The organism is Streptomyces sp. WM6378, assembly GCF_001279695.1.
Taxonomy (GTDB): domain Bacteria; phylum Actinomycetota; class Actinomycetes; order Streptomycetales; family Streptomycetaceae; genus Streptomyces.
The window spans coordinates 19,811-36,990 of record NZ_LGDD01000246.1; the positions used below are offsets into that span (position 1 = coordinate 19,811).

The 17,180-nt window shown below is 69.7% G+C and carries 19 protein-coding genes; 15 read left to right on the top strand and 4 right to left on the bottom strand.

The features are described 5' to 3' along the window. Positions 1-160 precede the first annotated feature (160 nt). The 10 genes from ADK54_RS19760 to ADK54_RS19805 all read left to right on the top strand — a co-directional run bounded on the left by ADK54_RS19760 (position 161) and on the right by ADK54_RS19805 (position 8,532). Positions 161-598, top strand: coding sequence for a hypothetical protein (locus tag ADK54_RS19760; protein WP_053726988.1), 438 nt, complete (start codon positions 161-163; stop codon positions 596-598). Between the two features lie 225 nt (positions 599-823). Beyond that, on the top strand, positions 824-1,648 hold the full coding sequence (atpB, locus tag ADK54_RS19765) for a F0F1 ATP synthase subunit A (RefSeq protein ID WP_053726989.1): 825 nt from the start codon (positions 824-826) through the stop codon (positions 1,646-1,648). A 76-nt stretch (positions 1,649-1,724) separates the two neighbouring features. Beyond that, positions 1,725-1,958, top strand: coding sequence for an ATP synthase F0 subunit C (gene atpE, locus ADK54_RS19770; RefSeq protein ID WP_053726990.1), 234 nt, complete (start codon positions 1,725-1,727; stop codon positions 1,956-1,958). A 51-nt stretch (positions 1,959-2,009) separates the two neighbouring features. Then, a complete protein-coding gene (locus ADK54_RS19775; protein ID WP_063802014.1) occupies positions 2,010-2,546 on the top strand; it encodes a F0F1 ATP synthase subunit B in 537 nt (178 codons plus the stop codon). Next, positions 2,543-3,358 (top strand): F0F1 ATP synthase subunit delta, encoded by an 816-nt coding sequence (locus ADK54_RS19780; protein ID WP_053726992.1) that lies wholly within the window; start codon positions 2,543-2,545, stop codon positions 3,356-3,358. Before ADK54_RS19775 ends, ADK54_RS19780 begins: the two co-directional genes overlap by 4 nt. 139 nt (positions 3,359-3,497) lie before the next feature. Beyond that, entirely contained in the window at positions 3,498-5,090 is a 1,593-nt protein-coding gene (atpA, locus tag ADK54_RS19785) for a F0F1 ATP synthase subunit alpha (protein WP_053726993.1), read from the top strand. Between the two features lie 23 nt (positions 5,091-5,113). After that, on the top strand, positions 5,114-6,031 hold the full coding sequence (locus tag ADK54_RS19790) for a F0F1 ATP synthase subunit gamma (protein ID WP_053726994.1): 918 nt from the start codon (positions 5,114-5,116) through the stop codon (positions 6,029-6,031). Further along, a complete protein-coding gene (atpD, locus tag ADK54_RS19795) occupies positions 6,031-7,473 on the top strand; it encodes a F0F1 ATP synthase subunit beta (protein WP_053726995.1) in 1,443 nt (480 codons plus the stop codon). Before ADK54_RS19790 ends, atpD begins: the two co-directional genes overlap by 1 nt. A gap of 110 nt (positions 7,474-7,583) precedes the next feature. Beyond that, complete coding sequence (locus tag ADK54_RS19800) at positions 7,584-7,958, top strand: F0F1 ATP synthase subunit epsilon (RefSeq protein WP_053726996.1); 375 nt, start codon at positions 7,584-7,586, stop codon at positions 7,956-7,958. A 127-nt stretch (positions 7,959-8,085) separates the two neighbouring features. After that, positions 8,086-8,532, top strand: coding sequence for a DUF2550 domain-containing protein (locus tag ADK54_RS19805; RefSeq protein ID WP_053726997.1), 447 nt, complete (start codon positions 8,086-8,088; stop codon positions 8,530-8,532). A 329-nt stretch (positions 8,533-8,861) separates the two neighbouring features. Here the strand turns inward: ADK54_RS19805 and ADK54_RS19810 are convergent, their stop codons facing one another. From ADK54_RS19810 to ADK54_RS19820, 3 genes are all read right to left on the bottom strand, one after another. Further along, entirely contained in the window at positions 8,862-10,706 is a 1,845-nt protein-coding gene (locus ADK54_RS19810; RefSeq protein WP_053726998.1) for a glycoside hydrolase family 18 chitinase, read from the bottom strand. 155 nt (positions 10,707-10,861) lie between these two features. Further along, complete coding sequence (locus ADK54_RS19815; protein ID WP_053726999.1) at positions 10,862-11,506, bottom strand: response regulator; 645 nt, start codon at positions 11,504-11,506, stop codon at positions 10,862-10,864. Beyond that, positions 11,503-12,696, bottom strand: a complete 1,194-nt coding sequence (locus tag ADK54_RS19820; RefSeq protein ID WP_053727000.1) for a sensor histidine kinase — start codon at positions 12,694-12,696, stop codon at positions 11,503-11,505. The genes ADK54_RS19815 and ADK54_RS19820 overlap by 4 nt, the downstream gene beginning before the upstream one ends. Before the next feature lie 150 nt (positions 12,697-12,846). Between ADK54_RS19820 and ADK54_RS19825 the strand changes: the two genes are divergently transcribed. Genes ADK54_RS19825 through ADK54_RS19845 form a run of 5 tightly spaced genes read left to right on the top strand, consistent with a single transcriptional unit; the run spans position 12,847 to position 16,328 of the window. Next, on the top strand, positions 12,847-13,479 hold the full coding sequence (locus tag ADK54_RS19825) for a hypothetical protein (RefSeq protein WP_234392138.1): 633 nt from the start codon (positions 12,847-12,849) through the stop codon (positions 13,477-13,479). A 23-nt stretch (positions 13,480-13,502) separates the two neighbouring features. Then, complete coding sequence (locus ADK54_RS19830) at positions 13,503-14,198, top strand: response regulator transcription factor (RefSeq protein WP_053727002.1); 696 nt, start codon at positions 13,503-13,505, stop codon at positions 14,196-14,198. After that, the gene (locus ADK54_RS19835) at positions 14,195-15,658 is read left to right on the top strand and encodes a sensor histidine kinase (protein WP_053727003.1); all 1,464 of its coding nucleotides are present in this window, start codon (positions 14,195-14,197) and stop codon (positions 15,656-15,658) included. The genes ADK54_RS19830 and ADK54_RS19835 overlap by 4 nt, the downstream gene beginning before the upstream one ends. A gap of 59 nt (positions 15,659-15,717) precedes the next feature. Further along, positions 15,718-16,134, top strand: coding sequence for a hypothetical protein (locus ADK54_RS19840; RefSeq protein WP_053727004.1), 417 nt, complete (start codon positions 15,718-15,720; stop codon positions 16,132-16,134). Next, positions 16,134-16,328 carry a hypothetical protein gene (locus tag ADK54_RS19845; RefSeq protein WP_053727005.1) on the top strand — a complete coding sequence of 65 codons (195 nt, stop codon included), beginning with the start codon at positions 16,134-16,136 and terminating at the stop codon, positions 16,326-16,328. The genes ADK54_RS19840 and ADK54_RS19845 overlap by 1 nt, the downstream gene beginning before the upstream one ends. A 266-nt stretch (positions 16,329-16,594) precedes the next feature. On the opposite strand, the gene ADK54_RS19850 is transcribed toward ADK54_RS19845, so the two are convergent. Further along, entirely contained in the window at positions 16,595-17,167 is a 573-nt protein-coding gene (locus ADK54_RS19850; RefSeq protein WP_053727006.1) for a cob(I)yrinic acid a,c-diamide adenosyltransferase, read from the bottom strand. Between the last annotated feature and the right edge of the window lie 13 nt (positions 17,168-17,180).

Consider the following 17,180-nt stretch of genomic DNA (forward strand, 5'->3'; position numbering starts at 1 on the left):
GACCTCATCAAATAGTTTGTGATACGGTTCACGAGACCCGGCGCCAGAGCCGAAGGACCGTAGTGCGACGGTCCGTTGGCCCGAGGGACCAACTCGGCCCGGGCTTACGCTCGTCCATGACGACACCACTTTGCCCCCACCAGCAAGCGGAGCTGCCGCCATGCCGTCCAACGACGCACGCACTCTTCTCCAGACCGCCCTACCCACCGCTGCCGCGGGCGCTGTTGCCGCCGTGATCAGCGGTGTGGTCGCGGGCGGCAAGGGAGCGGTGGGTGCCATCGTCGCGACGCTGGTCGTGATCCTCTTCATGGGCATCGGACTCGTCGTCCTGGAACGCACTGCCAAATCGCTTCCGCATCTGTTCCAGGCCATGGGACTGATGCTGTACACCGCGCAGTTGCTCCTGCTCTTCATCTTTGTCGCGGTCTTCAAGAACACGACGCTGTTCAACCCCAAATGCTTCGCCGCGACCCTCGTCGCGCTGACCCTCGTCTGGATCGGCGCGCAGGCGCGTGCGCACATGAAGGCGAAGATCCTTTACGTCGAACCGGATACCGCTGAGGGCAATAAGCCCGAAAAGACGGGGCCGTCGTCGTGAACGGTAGGGCCGGAATAAATGCGAGTTCAGGACCCTGCTATCGTCCGGTGCCAACTGCGGCACTGCGGACGCGGGCATCTGAGCTGACGCCTGCTCGATCGCGAGGCTTGATGCCCGACCGCCGCCCCATCATCCGTAACACCAGTCCAGTGCCGAACCGCGGCTGCGCGCCGCGCCGACACAACGAGGTTGCCGTACCTATGCGCCACGCTGAAGGAGCCCGCGGTGAGTGCTGACCCGACGCAGGTGCTCGCCTTCGATCCGAGCTGCCACATCTTCCAGTCGAACGGCTGTGGCTTCGAGGGTCCCGGCCTGCACTCGTTCCTCTTCGAGCCGCTCTGGGGCGACACCAACGGCCTGTACTTCAACAAGCCGATGCTGCTGGCCCTGCTGGGCTCGCTCATCATCGTCGGCTTCTTCTGGTCGGCCTTCCGCAAGCCGAAGCTCGTTCCCGGCAAGCTCCAGATGGTCGCCGAGGCCGGTTACGACTTCGTACGCCGCGGCATCGTCTACGAGACCATCGGCAAGAAGGAGGGCGAGAAGTGGGTCCCCCTCATGGTCTCGATCTTCTTCTTCGTCTGGATGATGAACCTCTGGTCGATCGTCCCGGTCGCCCAGTTCCCGGTGACGTCGATCATCGCGTACCCCGCGGTGCTCGCCCTGGTCGTCTACGTGATCTGGATGACGCTCACGTTCAAGCGTCACGGCTTCGTCGGCGGTTTCAAGAACCTGACCGGCTATGACAAGTCCCTGGGCGGCGTGCTGCCGCTGGTCATGGTCATCGAGTTCTTCTCGAACGTGCTGGTCCGTCCCTTCACGCACGCGGTGCGACTCTTCGCGAACATGTTCGCCGGTCACACCCTGCTGCTGCTGTTCACGATCGCCAGCTGGTACATGCTCAACGGCATCGGCATCGCGTACTCCGGCGTCTCCTTCGTGATGGTCGTCGTGATGACCGCGTTCGAGCTCTTCATCCAGGCTGTCCAGGCGTACGTGTTCGTCCTGCTGGCCTGCGTCTTCATCCAGGGCGCCGTCGCCGAGCACCACTGACGGCCCGCACCCTCCATACCCCCAGTCGTCCGGTGGCCAACCCCCACCGGTCCGTGAAAGAGAAGGAAGAACTGGCATGTCCCAGATCCTCGCTGCCTCCGATGGCGTCACCGGCTCGCTCAGCTCCATCGGTTACGGCCTCGCCGCGATCGGCCCCGGCGTCGGCGTCGGCATCATCTTCGGTAACGGCACGCAGGCTCTCGCCCGTCAGCCCGAAGCGGCCGGCCTGATCCGCGCCAACCAGATCCTCGGTTTCGCGTTCTGTGAGGCGCTGGCCCTGATCGGCCTCGTCATGCCGTTCGTCTACTAAGACGAACCACGACCAGACCGACCGACGAAAGGCACTGATGTGAACCTCACCATGGTTCAGCTGGCGGCCGAGGGCAAGGAAAACCCCCTCGTTCCGCCGTGGCCTGAGCTCGTCATCGGCCTCATCGCCTTCGTCATCGTCTTCGGCTTCCTCGCCAAGAAGCTCCTCCCGAACATCAACAAGGTTCTGGACGAGCGTCGCGAGGCCATCGAAGGCGGGATGGAGAAGGCCGAGGCCGCTCAGACCGAGGCCCAGAGCGTCCTTGAGCAGTACAAGGCGCAGCTCGCCGAGGCCCGCCACGAGGCTGCCCGCCTGCGCCAGGAGGCGACCGAGCAGGGCACCGCGCTCATCCAGGAGATGAGGGCGGAAGGCCAGCGGCAGCGTGAGGAGATCATCGCTGCCGGCCACGCCCAGATCGAGGCCGACCGCAAGGCCGCCGCGCACTCGCTCCGTCAGGACGTGGGCAAGCTGGCGACCGACCTGGCCGGCAAGCTGGTCGGCGAGTCCCTTGAGGACCACGCCCGCCAGAGCCGCACCATCGACCGTTTCCTCGGCGAGCTCGAGGAGAAGGCCGAGGCCGTCCGATGAACGGCGCGAGCCGCGAGGCACTGGCCGCCGCACGCGAGCGTCTCGACGCCTTGATGGACAACACGTCCGTCGACGCGGCGAAGCTCGGCGACGAGCTGGCCGCCGTCACCACGCTGCTCGACCGCGAGGTCTCGCTGCGTCGGGTCCTGACCGACCCGGCGCAGGCCGGCGAGGCCAGGGCCGAGCTGGCCGGGCGTCTGCTCGGCGGCCAGGTGGGCGGCGAGACCGTCGACCTGGTGGGCGGCATGGTCCGCTCCCGCTGGTCGCAGTCCCGTGACCTGGTGGACTCGCTGGAAGAACTGGCGGCCACCGCCGACCTCACCGCCGCGCAGCAGTCGGGCGCGCTGGACGACGTCGAGGACGAGCTGTTCCGGTTCGGCCGCATCGTCACCTCCAGCACCGAGCTGCGCTCCGCGCTCACCAGCCGCACCGCCACGGTCGCGGCCAAGAGCGAGCTGCTGCGCAGCCTGCTCGGCGGCAGGGCGAACCCGGTCACCGAGCGTCTGGTCGGCCGTCTTGTGACCCGGCCGCGTGGCCGTAGCCTGGAAGCGGGACTGGAGTCCCTCTCCAAGCTCGCCGCGCACCGCCGGGACCGGATGGTCGCCGTCGTCACCTCGGCGGTTCCGCTGACCGACGTCCAGAAGCAGCGCCTCGGTGCGGCTCTGGCGAAGATCTACGGCCGCCAGATGCACCTGAACCTCGACGTGGACCCCGAGGTCCTCGGCGGGATCTCGGTGCGCGTCGGCGACGAGGTCATCGAAGGCACCATCGCGGAGCGCCTCGAAGAGGCGAACCGGCGGCTGGCGCGCTGACCTCACGGTCGGCACAGCAACTGAATTAGCAACACCAGCGGCCCGGTTGGGCCGTGCAGAAATTGCAGAAGATTCCTGGGGGTCGGCCCCCAGACCCCCTTAGAAACTTCGGGCCCAACAAGGAGAGCAGGGAACCCAGATGGCGGAGCTCACGATCCGGCCGGAGGAGATCCGGGACGCGCTGGAGACCTTTGTCCAGTCGTACCAGCCGGACGCGGCCTCGCGCGAGGAGGTCGGTACGGTCAGCGTTGCCGGCGACGGCATCGCGAAGGTCGAGGGTCTTCCCTCGGCCATGGCGAACGAGCTGCTGCGGTTCGAGGACGGAACCCTTGGTCTCGCCCTCAACCTTGAGGAGCGCGAGATCGGTGCGATCGTCCTCGGCGAGTTCAGCGGAATCGAAGAGGGCCAGCCGGTGCAGCGCACCGGTGAGGTGCTCTCGGTCGGCGTAGGCGAGGGTTACCTCGGCCGCGTCGTCGACCCGCTCGGCAACCCGATCGACGGCCTCGGCGAGATCGAGACCGACGGCCGCCGCGCCCTGGAGCTGCAGGCTCCGGGCGTCATGGTCCGTAAGTCGGTGCACGAGCCGATGGCGACCGGTTACAAGGCCGTCGACGCGATGGTGCCGATCGGCCGTGGCCAGCGTCAGCTGATCATTGGTGACCGTCAGACCGGCAAGACCGCTCTGGCCGTCGACACGATCATCAACCAGCGCGACAACTGGCGCTCGGGCGACCCGAAGAAGCAGGTCCGCTGCATCTACGTCGCCATCGGTCAGAAGGGCTCGACCATCGCCTCCGTGCGTGGCGCCCTGGAAGAGGCCGGCGCGCTGGAGTACACGACGATCGTCGCCGCGCCCGCGTCCGACCCGGCCGGCTTCAAGTACCTTGCCCCGTACACCGGTTCGGCCATCGGCCAGCACTGGATGTACGACGGCAAGCACGTCCTCATCATCTTCGACGACCTGTCGAAGCAGGCCGACGCCTACCGCGCCGTGTCCCTGCTGCTGCGCCGTCCGCCGGGCCGCGAGGCCTACCCGGGTGACGTCTTCTACCTGCACTCGCGCCTCCTTGAGCGCTGCGCGAAGCTGTCGGACGACATGGGCGCCGGTTCGATGACGGGTCTGCCGATCGTCGAGACCAAGGCGAACGACGTGTCGGCGTTCATCCCGACCAACGTCATCTCCATCACCGACGGCCAGTGCTTCCTGGAGTCGGACCTGTTCAACGCCGGTCAGCGCCCCGCGCTGAACGTCGGTATCTCCGTCTCCCGAGTCGGTGGTTCCGCGCAGCACAAGGCCATGCGCCAGGTGTCCGGCCGACTGCGTGTCGACCTCGCCCAGTACCGCGAGCTGGAGGCGTTCGCCGCCTTCGGTTCCGACCTGGACGCCGCTTCCAAGGCCTCCCTTGAGCGCGGCAAGCGCATGGTCGAGCTGCTGAAGCAGCCGCAGTACTCGCCGTTCCCGGTCGAGGAGCAGGTCGTCTCCATCTGGGCCGGCACCACCGGCAAGATGGACGACGTCCCGGTCGAGGACATCCGCCGCTTCGAGGCCGAGCTCCTGGAGTACCTGCGCCGCGAGCGCAAGGAGCTCCTCACCTCGATCGCCGAGGGCGCGAAGATGTCGGACGACACCCTGCAGTCGGTGGCCGACGCCATCGCCGGCTTCAAGCGTCAGTTCGAGACCTCGGACGGCAAGCTCCTCGGCGACGACACGCCGGTCAGCACCAGCAAGTGACGACGACGGAAGGGACCTGACTCATGGGAGCGCAGCTCCGGGTCTACAAGCGTCGCATCCGATCCGTCACCGCGACCAAGAAGATCACCAAGGCGATGGAGATGATCGCCGCCTCGCGCATCGTCAAGGCGCAGCGCCAGGTGGCGGCCTCCACGCCGTACGCGACCGAGCTCACCCGTGCGGTGACCGCGGTGGCGACCGGCTCCACCACCAAGCACCCGCTCACCACCGAGGCCGAGGCCCCGGCCCGCGCCGCGGTCCTGCTCATCACGAGCGACCGCGGTCTGGCCGGCGGCTACTCCTCCAACGCCATCAAGGCGGCGGAGCGGCTGACGGAGCGGCTGCGCGGCGAGGGCAAGGAGGTCGACACGTACATCGTCGGCCGCAAGGGTGTCGCCTACTACGGCTTCCGTGAGCGCAAGGTCTCGGAGTCGTGGACGGGCTTCACCGACAGCCCCACGTACGCGGACGCCAAGCAGGTGGCCGCGCCGCTGATCGAGGCCATCCAGACGGAGGCGGCCGAGAGCGGCGTGGACGAACTGCACATCGTCTTCACGGAGTTCGTGTCGATGATGACGCAGACGCCGGTCGACAACCGGATGCTGCCGTTGTCGCTGGAGAAGGCTCAGGAGGAGACGGGTGGCAAGGACGAGATCCTTCCGCTCTTCGACTTCGAGCCGTCGGCGGAGGACGTCCTCGACGCCCTGCTGCCGCGCTACGTCGAAAGCCGCATCTACAACGCGCTGCTGCAGTCGGCTGCTTCCGAGCACGCCGCCCGTCGCCGCGCGATGAAGTCGGCGACCGACAACGCCGGGGAGCTCATCAAGAGCCTCTCCCGGCTTGCCAACGCGGCCCGCCAGGCCGAAATCACCCAGGAAATCAGCGAGATCGTCGGTGGCTCCAGTGCGCTGGCCGACGCGACCGCGGGGAGTGACAAGTAATGACGACCACTGTTGAGACGGCCGTTGCCACGGGCCGCGTCGCCCGGGTCATCGGCCCGGTCGTCGACGTGGAGTTCCCCGTCGACGCGATGCCGGACATCTACAACGCGCTGCACGTCCAGGTGGCCGACCCGGCCGAGGACGGCAAGCTCAAGACGCTGACGCTCGAAGTCGCCCAGCACCTGGGTGACGGCATCGTCCGCGCGATCTCGATGCAGCCCACCGACGGTCTGGTCCGCCAGGCCCCGGTGACCGACACGGGCGACGGCATCACGGTGCCGGTCGGCGACTTCACCAAGGGCAAGGTGTTCAACACCCTCGGCGAGGTGCTGAACAAGCCCGAGGAGAACGCCAACATCGGCGAGCGCTGGCCGATCCACCGCAAGGCGCCCAACTTCGACCAGCTTGAGTCCAAGACCGAGATGTTCGAGACCGGCGTCAAGGTCATCGACCTTCTCACCCCGTACGTCAAGGGTGGAAAGATCGGCCTGTTCGGTGGTGCCGGTGTCGGCAAGACCGTCCTCATCCAGGAAATGATCTACCGCGTGGCCAACAACCACGACGGTGTGTCGGTGTTCGCCGGTGTCGGCGAGCGCACCCGTGAGGGCAACGACCTCATCGAGGAAATGCAGGACTCGGGCGTCATCGACAAGACCGCCCTGGTCTTCGGTCAGATGGACGAGCCGCCGGGCACGCGTCTTCGGGTCGCCCTGGCCGGTCTGACGATGGCGGAGTACTTCCGTGACGTCCAGAAGCAGGACGTCCTCTTCTTCATCGACAACATCTTCCGGTACACCCAGGCGGGTTCCGAGGTGTCGACCCTGCTCGGCCGCATGCCCTCCGCGGTGGGCTACCAGCCGAACCTGGCCGACGAGATGGGTCTCCTCCAGGAGCGCATCACCTCGACCCGTGGTCACTCGATCACCTCGATGCAGGCGATCTACGTCCCCGCGGACGACCTGACCGACCCGGCGCCGGCCACCACCTTCGCCCACCTCGACGCGACGACGGTTCTCTCCCGTCCGATCTCCGAGAAGGGCATCTACCCGGCCGTGGACCCGCTGGACTCCACGTCCCGGATCCTGGACCCGCGCTACATCGCGCAGGAGCACTACGACGCCGCCATGCGCGTCAAGACGATCCTGCAGAAGTACAAGGACCTCCAGGACATCATCGCCATCCTCGGCATCGACGAGCTCGGCGAAGAGGACAAGCTGGTCGTGCACCGCGCCCGCCGCGTGGAGCGCTTCCTGTCGCAGAACACGCACGTCGCCAAGCAGTTCACCGGCGTCGACGGTTCGGACGTCCCGCTGGACGAGTCGATCACGGCGTTCAACCAGATCTGCGACGGCGAGTACGACCACTTCCCCGAGCAGGCGTTCTTCATGTGCGGTGGCCTGGAAGACCTCAAGGCCAACGCCAAGGAGCTGGGCGTCTCCTGACGCGCCCGACCGCGTAGAGGGGCGGGTGTGTCCCGCCCCTCTGCGTACGCCTACTAGAATTCGACCCAACACCCGGCCGAACCGCCGGGTGGTGACCCGAGGAGCCAACCATGGCTACTGAGCTGCACGTCGAGCTCGTCGCCGCGGACCGCAGTGTCTGGTCCGGCGAGGCCACCCTGGTCGTCGCGCGCACCACGTCCGGCGACATCGGCGTCATGCCCGGTCACCAGCCGCTCCTTGGTGTGCTGGAGTCGGGCCCGGTGATGATCCGTACGAGCGAGGGCGGCACCGTCGTCGCGGCGGTGCACGGTGGATTCATCTCTTTCGCCGACAACAAGCTTTCGCTGCTGGCGGAGATCGCCGAGCTGGCGGACGAGATCGATGTCCAGCGTGCCGAGCGTGCGCTGGAGAGCGCGAAGTCGGAGTCGGACGCCGCCGCTGAGCGACGCGCCGATGTACGACTGCGTGCGGTGGCGGTGCGCTAGCACCCCCGCCGGAGATTTCCCTCAGCCGCGGCTCGGTCCGGAATTTTCCGGAGCCGGTCGCGGCTGAGGCGATGCAGGCAGATTTTTCCGTTGCTGGATTACTGGTTGAGCGAGGAGGTCGGTGTAGATGACTCTCGCTCTGCTTGTGTGTGGCCTGGTCGTCGCGCTGGTACTGGTGGGACTCTTCGTCTTCGGTCTGCGCCGGCGGCTGATCCAGCGCTCGGGCGGCACGTTCGACTGCAGTCTGCGCTGGGGGCTTCCGGAGACGCCGGACACCAGCGGCAAGGGCTGGGTGTACGGGGTGGCCCGCTACAACGGTGACCGGATCGAGTGGTTCCGCGTCTTCTCCTACGCGCCTCGGCCGCGGCGGGTTCTTGAGCGGTCGGCGATCGATGTCGTGGCCCGGCGTCTGCCCGAGGGCGAGGAGGAGCTGGCCTTGCTGTCCGACGCGATCATCCTTGGCTGTACGCACCGGGGTACGCGGCTTGAGCTGGCGATGTCCGAGGACGCGCTGACCGGCTTCCTCGCCTGGCTGGAGGCGGCCCCTCCGGGCCAACGGGTGAACGTGGCGTAGCCGGTCTTCCCCCACCCCGCCCCTTCCCGTGACCCTCCGGGGGCAGGGAGAAGGGTGGGGTTTTCTCTTGGGGCTCTGCCCCCAGACCCCCTGAGGGGCTGCGCCCCTCGAACCCCCGCAAGGGGCTCCGCCCCCTGCACCCCCGTTCGCGTCTGAAGGGCGCTCGTCCTCAAGTGCCGGACAGGCTGAGGTTGCCAGTGCTGGCCAGCACCAATCCTGCTAGGGGCGCGGGGAACTGCGCGACCAGCCGTCCACGACCCGCGGGCGACAACCGGGCCGGGGCTGAGCCCCCAGAAGGCGGGGGACGGGCCCGCCTTCCAGGGTGTCGGTCAGTTCAGGCCGGAGGACATGGCCGAGAGCAGCTCACCATTCGACGTATCCCCGCTGAACTCCCAGAAGAACGCCCCCCTCAACCCCTGGTTCTTCACGTACGTCATCTTTCCGGTGATCGTCGACGGCGTGTCGTAGCTCCACCAGTTGGAGCCGCAGTGGGCGTAGGCCGTGCCCGCGATCGTGCCGGTCACCGGGCAGGCGGTCTTGAGGACCTTGTAGTCCTCGATGCCCTGTTCGTACGTGCCGGGGGCCGGGCCCGTCGCCGTGCCGCCCGGGGCGTCCTGCGTCACGCCCGTCCAGCCGCGGCCGTAGAAGCCGATGCCCAGGTTGAGCTTGTTCGCCGGGACGCCCTTCGACTTGTACTTCTGGATCGCCGCGTCGGTGTTGAAGCCCGCGATCGGGATGCCGTTGTACGACGTGAGCGGGGAGTGCGGGGCCGTGGGGCCCTGGGCGGCCCACGCGCCGAAGAAGTCGTACGTCATGACGTTGTACCAGTCGACGTAACTCGCCGCGCCCCCGTAGTCGGCCGCGTCCATCTTGCCGCCCGCCGAACCGTCGGCGGTGACGGCGGCCGTGACCAGCGCGGAGCTGCCGAACTTGGCGCGCAGCGCGGCCAGCAGGTTCTTCAGGGCCGCAGGACCGCTCGTGTCGCAGGACAGGCCACAGGCGTTGGGGTACTCCCAGTCGATGTCGATGCCGTCGAAGACATCGGCCCAGCGCGGGTCCTTGACCAGGGAGTAGCAGGAGTCGGCGAACGCCGCCGGGTTCGCGGCCGCCGCGCCGAAGCCGCCGGACCAGGTCCAGCCGCCGAAGGACCAGAGGACCTTGATGTTCGGGTACTTCTTCTTCAGCTCGCGGAGCTGGTTGATGTTGCCCGCGACCGGCTGGTCCCAGGTGTCGGCGGTGCCGTCCACGCTGGAGGCGGCGTCGTACGTCTTCTGGTAGTCGGCGTAGGCGTCACCGATGGCGCACTGGCCGTTGGTCACGTTGCCGAACGCATAGTTGATGTGGGTCAGCTTGCTCGCCGAGCCCGACGTGACGATGTTCTTCACCTGGTAGTTGCGCTGGTAGATGCCCCAGTCGGTGAAGTAGCCGAGCTTGACCGTGGAGCCCGGGCCGGGGTTGCCTCCGCCCCCGGTGGTGGTGACGGTGACCGAGCCCGAGGAGGGCCCCGTCTGGTCGGCGGTGTCTCGCGCGGTCACGCTGTAGGTGTAGGTGGTCCCGGCCGTGAGGCCCGTGTCGGTGTACGTCGTGCCGGTGACGGTCGCGATCTTGGCCGAGCCCCGGTAGACGTCGTAGTTCTTGACGCCCTTGTCGTCGGTCGCGGCCGACCAGGACAGCGTCGCGCCGGTGTCGGTCACGCCGCTCGCGGTCGGGGTGCCGGGGGCGGACGGCGGATTGTCGCCCGGGGCCGAACCCCCTTCGCAGGAGCCGCCGTTGAGCTTGCAGCCCGAGGGCGAGCCGGAGCCCGCGCCGTTGAAGCCGAAGCTCACGCTGGCGCCGGGGGCGAGGGTGCCGTTGTACGACTTGTTCTTGGCGGTCCAGTGGGTGCCCGAGTTGGTGACGTCCGCGTCCCAGGCCGAGGTCACGGACGTACCCGAGGGGTAGTCCCACTCCACGGTCCAGGAGCTGAGCGCGGTGGTGCCGGTGTTCTTGATGGTCCAGCCGGCCCCGAAGCCGGTGCCCCAGTCCGAGGACTTGGCGTACGTGGCGGTCGCCGAGGTGGCGGCTTCGGCGGGGGAGGCGAGGCCCACGAGTGCGGCCAGGGGGAGGGCGAGTGCGGTCAGGGCTGCTGCGGCTCTTGATCTGAAGCGCGTACGGAGATGACGTGCGGTTCTCAAGGCTGCTCCCGAATGGTGCGACGGTGGTGGGGGTGGGACCCTGCTCCGTCCGGTGCGTGCGCCTCAGGGACGGCGCGCCCACCAGCAGTGTGCGGTGAGCGTAGAAAGGTCTGTACCAACCGTCAAGAGGTCCAGACCTCCGACACATGCCGGCCTCAGATCCTCAACTCCTGGGCCAGTACCGCCGCTTGGACCCTGCTGCGCAGCTCCAGCTTGCCGAGCAGCCTGCTGACGTGCGTCTTCACCGTCGCCTCCGCCATGTCCAGGCGTACCGCGATCTCCGCGTTGGACAGGCCCCGGCCCAGGCACGAAAGGACCTCGCCCTCGCGGCGGGTCAGGGTGTCGAGCGCGGCGGGGCGCCGCCGGGCCACGGGGTGCGGGGCCGAGGCGAACTCCGCGATGAGGCGGCGGGTCACGGCCGGGGCGATCAGCCCCTCGCCGCGCGCCACCGTACGCACCGCCTCGATCAGGTCCTTGGCGTCCGTGTTCTTGAGCAGGAAGCCCGAGGCGCCGGCGCGCAGCGCCCCGAAGACGTACTCGTCCAGGTCGAAGGTGGTCAGGACCAGGACGTCGGCGAGCCGCTCGCCGGTCACGGCGGCGGTCGCCGAGACCCCGTCCAGCTTCGGCATCTGGACGTCCATCAGGACCAGGTCGGGGCGCAGCTCGCGGGCGAGCGCGACCGCCCGCTCGCCGTCCGCCGCCTCGCCGACCACCTCGATGTCCGCGGCGCTGGAGAGGATCAGGACGAGCCCGGCCCGTACCGCAGACTGGTCCTCCGCGACCAGGACCCGGATCGTCATGTGGTCAACTCCTCGTTGTGGGCGGGCAGTTGGGCCCGCACCTGCCAGATCTTGGTGCCGTCCCCCGCCGATTCGGGGCCCGCGGCGAAGGTTCCGTCGAGCAGTTCGGTCCGCTCGCGCATCCCGATGAGCCCGGCCCCGGAACCCGGCGCGCGCGGGCCGGGACGGTCGCCGTACGGGCTGGTGACGCGCACCGTGAGCAGACCGTCCGCATGGGCGAGCGCCACCTCGACGGTGCCCGGCGCCGCGTGCTTGAGCGCGTTGGTCAAGGACTCCTGGACGATCCGGTACGCCGCCAGCTCCACCGGCGCGGGCAGAGGCCCGTCCTCGGCACGCCGGTCGTCGAGCGTGAAGTCGAGACCGCTGTCAGCCCCGTTGGTACGCGCCTGGGCGAGCAGCGCGTCGAGCCCGGCCAGGGTGGGCGCGGCGGTGGGCTCGTCGCGGCCGCTGGTGTCGCGAAGCAGACCGATGAGGCGGCGCATCTCGGCGAGCCCGTCCACGCTGTTCTCGCGGATCACCGAAAGCGCCTGCCGGGTGGTCGCCGGGTCGTCGAGGGAGAGCGCGGCCGTGGAGTGGATGGCGATCGCCGAGAGGTGGTTGGCCACCATGTCGTGCAGCTCGCGGGCCATCCGGGCGCGCTCGGCGACCACGGCCTGGCTGCGGTCCATCTCGGCGAGCAGCGCGGTCTGTCCGGCCCGCAGCCGGGCGCTCTCGGCGGCCTCGCGGTGGTTGCGCACGAGGGCCCCGGTGGTGGCGGGCGCGAACGAGATGATGGCCGTGATCACGCCGATGAGCAGGGCCTCCGGTCGGTGGAGCCAGGCGTAGAACCCGATGGTCACGCCGACCGTGATCAGCCCGGTGCTGACCGGGATGCGGCGTGCGGCGGAGGGCGATCCGTACACGACGGCCGCGTACACGAGGTCGGTGAACATCACGACCGTCGCCAGGCTGCCGAGCGTGAACTGGTCGAGGACCAGCAGGAAGGTGCCGAGCACCAGGGCGGTCTGCGGGGCGGTGCGGCGCAGCAGTTCGAGGCCCGCCGTCCCCGCCAGCGGCAGCAGCACCCAGGCGCCGCCCAGCGGACGGCCGCCCTGGGTGTGCAGGCCGACGGCCCACAGGACGAGCCCGCCGAGCAGCCCGGCCCCGGCGATCAGGACGTCGTCGCGGTCTGGTCGGGAGAGCGGCTTCACGGTCCCATCCAACACGGCGGCCGGGCGCCGGGCCTCACCGCACCGGGCGATGTGCCGCTACATCGAAGGATGCAGTCCCGTTTCGTCACTGGCGACGACGAAGGGGCGCCGGACGCGGGCGAGCCTGGAGGAGTACGAAAGGAGACCACCGTGATCGTCACGCTGATCATCGCCTGCGAAGTCGGCTTCTGGGTCCTGCTGGCCGCGGGCCTCGCCCTGCGCTACCTGGCCAGGATGCGGAGGGCCAGCGTGGCGGTGCTGTTGTGCGAGCCGCTCCTGGAGGTGGTGCTGCTCGTGGTGACGGCCGTCGACCTGAAGAACGGCGCGCAGCCGGACTGGAAGCACGGCCTGGCCGCCGTCTACATCGGCTTCTCGGCGGGGATGGGCCACTACATGGTGACCCGCGCCGACGCCTGGGTCGCCTACCGCTTCGCCGGCGGCCCCAAGCCCGCCAAGGCGCCCAGGGGAGGCAGCGCCAGGACCGCGTACGAGTGGAGGATGGCGGGCCGCTTCACCGTCGCGGCGCTGCTCGCGATCGCCCTGCTCCAGGCCGCGATCTGGTACGTCGGCGGCGACGGCAGCACCGACTCGCTCCGGATGTGGCAGCAGAAGATGCTGTACGTGATCGGCGTCAACGTGATCATCGCGCTGAGCTACACGCTGTTCCCGAAGAAGGTGGAGGAGGCGAAGGCGAAGCCCTCGGCGTTCGACCGGCTCCTGAAGCCCGCGTCGGAGCGGTCCGGGGCGCACACAGGCGAGGACCGTACGCTGACCCGGCGGTAGCCGGACGAAGTGAGGGAGCGCGGATGAGCGGGCCGAGCCGTCCCGGGGAAGTCCTGGTCGTCGACGACGACGATGCGGTGCGCCGCTCGCTCGACCGGGGGCTCAGGCTCAACGGCTTCCGGGTCCGCACCGCCGACGGCGGCCGCGCCGCGCTCGCCGCGATCGGGCAGAGCCCGCCCGATGTGCTCGTCCTGGACGTGTCCATGCCGGGGATGAGCGGCATCGAGGTGTGCCGGACGCTGCGCGATGCCGGGCACGACCTGCCCGTCCTGATGCTGTCGGCGCTGGACGAGACCGCCGACCGGATCGCCGGGCTCCAGGCGGGCGGCGACGACTACCTGGTCAAACCGTTCGCCCTTCAGGAGCTGGTGCTGCGCCTGCACGCCCTGCTGCGCCGCCGGCCGCCCGCCCCGCACGACGTGGTCCGCGCCTGCGGCCTCGTCATCGACCCGGCGGCACGCACCGCCGAGCGCGAGGGCCGCCCCCTCGACCTCACCCGGCGCGAGTACGAACTCCTCGAAGTCCTGGCCCGCAACGCCGGCCTCGTCCTCAGCCGCGACCAGTTGCTCGAACGGGTCTGGGGGTACGACTTCGACGTCCGCACCGACGCGGTCGACACCTTCGTCAGCTATCTGCGCCGCAAACTGGAGGCGGACGGCGCGCCCCGGCTCGTCCACACCGTGCGCGGTGTCGGCTTCGTCCTGCGGGAGCAGCCGTGAAGCTCTCCACCCGGATCGCGCTCGCCGTCGGCGTCACCGTCCCGCTCCTGGTCCTGGCCTGCGGCTGGCTGCTGTTCGCCCTGGTCGCCCGCGATCTGCACCGCGAGGAGGACAGCCACCTGCGGACCCGGGCCACCGCCATCGCCCAGGACGCCCGCACCCTGCTGCGGGCCGCCGCCAACGACCAGCCGACCGCCGAGGAGAACCGCCAGCGCCGCCTGTTCAACGCCGCGCTGGACGTCGGCGTACGGCTCATCGGTCCCGACGGCACGTTCAGCGGCGGCCCGCAGCCCGATGCCTCGGTGGCGCTGCCCGCGGTGGGAAGGAATCCGGTGACGATCCGCGCCGCCGGCCGCAGCTGGCGGGCGTACGCGCTGCCGGTCAAGGGGGCGCAGGTCTCCGGCACGCTGTGGGTGTTCGCGCCGGACACCGCGAGCCGCGCCCAGCTCGCCCTGGTCCGCAACCGCGTCGTCACCACCGCGCTGCTCGCCGCCCCGCTGTCCGCGCTGCTTGCCTGGGCCATCGCGAGCAGCGCGACCCGCCCGCTGGGCAGGCTCCGCAAGGCGGCGGCCGGGCTCGACCCGCGGACGACCTCGGCACGCCTGCAACACCGGCCGACCCGCGTCGCCGAGGTCGACGACCTGGCAGCCACCCTCCAGACGGTCCTGGCCCGCTACGACGAGCAGGCCGCCCGCACCGCGCAGGCGCTCGACACGGCGCGCTCCTTCTCCGCGGCCGCCTCGCACGAGATGCGCAACCCGCTGATGAGCATGGGCACCAACCTCGACGTCCTGGCCCACCCCCGGCTCCCCGACGCCGACCGCGCCGAGGTCGTCGAGGACCTGCGCCGCGAGCACGCGCGACTGCTCGGCATGCTGGTGGCGCTGCGCGAACTGGGGCGCGGCGACCTGGTCGAGGCCGACGCGTTCCGGGTGCTCGACGTGGCGGAAGTCGCCGACGCCGCCGTCGCCGAGGCCCGCAGGCGCGCCCCGGACGCGGTGATCACGCTGAACGCCGGACCCGCGCCGGTGCACGGCTGGGAGCCCGGCATCCGGATCCTGCTCGACAACCTGCTCGGCAACGCGCTGGCCCACGGAAGGGATGCTCAGGGCCGGGCCGAGATCGCGGTCGCCGTCGGCCTCGCGGGCGGCCAGGTGCTGATCACCGTCGACGACCGGGGCCCGGGCATCGCCCCCGCCGACCGCCAGGAGGTGTTCCGCCGCTTCCACCGGGGGCCCGCCAGCACCGGATCCGGGCTCGGTCTGACCCTGGTCGCCCAGCAGGCCGCGCTGCACGGCGGCACCGTCGAACTCGGCGAGGGGCCGGGCGGGACCGGCACCCGGTGCACGGTCGGGCTGCCCGCCGGGGACCCGGACCGGGAGGGCGAACTTCCGGCCCGGCGGGACTGGTTGACGGTCACCGCCGAGCGATCACAGAGTTCCCACAAAGAGCCTTCCTAGCCTCCGGGCGTACCGGAAATCCGTACATCACGAATCCGTACGTCACGGAGGCACCAGTCATGCGCAACGCCATCTTCAACCGCCGCCGGGTCGCGGCGGCAGCCCTCGCCGCGACGGCCGTACTGACCGTCACCGCGCCCAGCGCCTTCGCGGACTCGACGCCCTCGCCGGCCGCCACCGCGAAGGCCCCCACCGGCGACGGCGCCAAGAGCATCTGCAAGCGCGAGCCCAAGACCGAGAAGCGCATCGAGCGCGCCCTGAACCGCCTCGGCGGGGGAGCGGACACGCTGGGGTCGGTGGCCCGGATGCAGCAGCGGGAGGACAACGCGAAGAAGGAGGGCCACACCGCGATCGCCACCTACCTCGACCACAAACTCACCTACCGCAAGGGCTTGGTGACGACCCTTCAGCAGCGCCAGAAGGACCTCAAGGACGTGGCCTCCTGGTGCGCGGCCAACAACAACGGGACCAAGTGATGCGGGTCCGGGGCGTGCCGCTCGCCGTGGCGGCCGCGGCCCTGACGGCCGCGCTCGCCACGGGCTGCGCCCACTCGCACCCCCAGCCCCAGTCCGGGGCGTCCTCGGGCACCGAGCAGCAGATGGAGAAGAAGGTGAGCGACGCGGAGTCCGCCGCCGCGGCGGCGGACGCGGACACGCAGGCGGACCGCTAACCACCCCCGGGGCTCCGCCCCCTGCACCCCCGTTCGCGCGTTAAGGGCGCTCGTCCTCAATCGCCGGACGGGCTGAAGATGCTGATGCTGGCCGGCAACAGCGCCGCCAGGGGCGCGGGGAACTGCGCGACCAGCCACGCACGGCCCGCAGCCGAAAGCGGGTTCAGCAACGCACGGCCCGCAGCGAAAAGCGGGTTTAAGGGGCGCGAGGAACTGCGCAAAAGGGCCCGGGGAGTCACCCCCCGCACGCACCACCCCCCCGAGCCCTACCTCTCACCCCCCGGCACCCACAGCACATCCCCCACCTCCTTGTTCGCCGCGCGGGCCAGGATGAACAGGAGGTCGGAGAGGCGGTTCAGGTAGGTGGCGGTCAGCGTGTTCATGACGGCTCCGTGCACCTCCAGGGCCGCCCACGTGGAGCGTTCCGCGCGGCGCACCACCGTGCACGCCTGGTGCAGCAGGGCCGCGCCGGGGGTGCCGCCCGGCAGGATGAAGCTGCGCAGCTTCTCCAGCTCCTCCAGGAAGCGGTCGCAGTCCGCCTCCAGCTTGTCGACGTAGGACTGCTCCACCCGCAGCGGCGGGTACTCCGGGTTCTCGACGACCGGCGTGGCGAGGTCCGCGCCGACGTCGAACAGGTCGTTCTGGACCCGGACCAGCACCTTCACGACCTCCTCGGGAAGCTGCCCGAGCGCGATGGCCGTGCCGATCACGGCATTGGCCTCATTGGTGTCGGCGTACGCCGAGATCCGCAGATCGGTCTTGGCGGTCCGGCTCATGTCGCCGAGGGCGGTCGTGCCCTGGTCGCCGGTGCGGGTGTAGATGCGCGTCAGATTGACCATGCGGCCAGAGTAG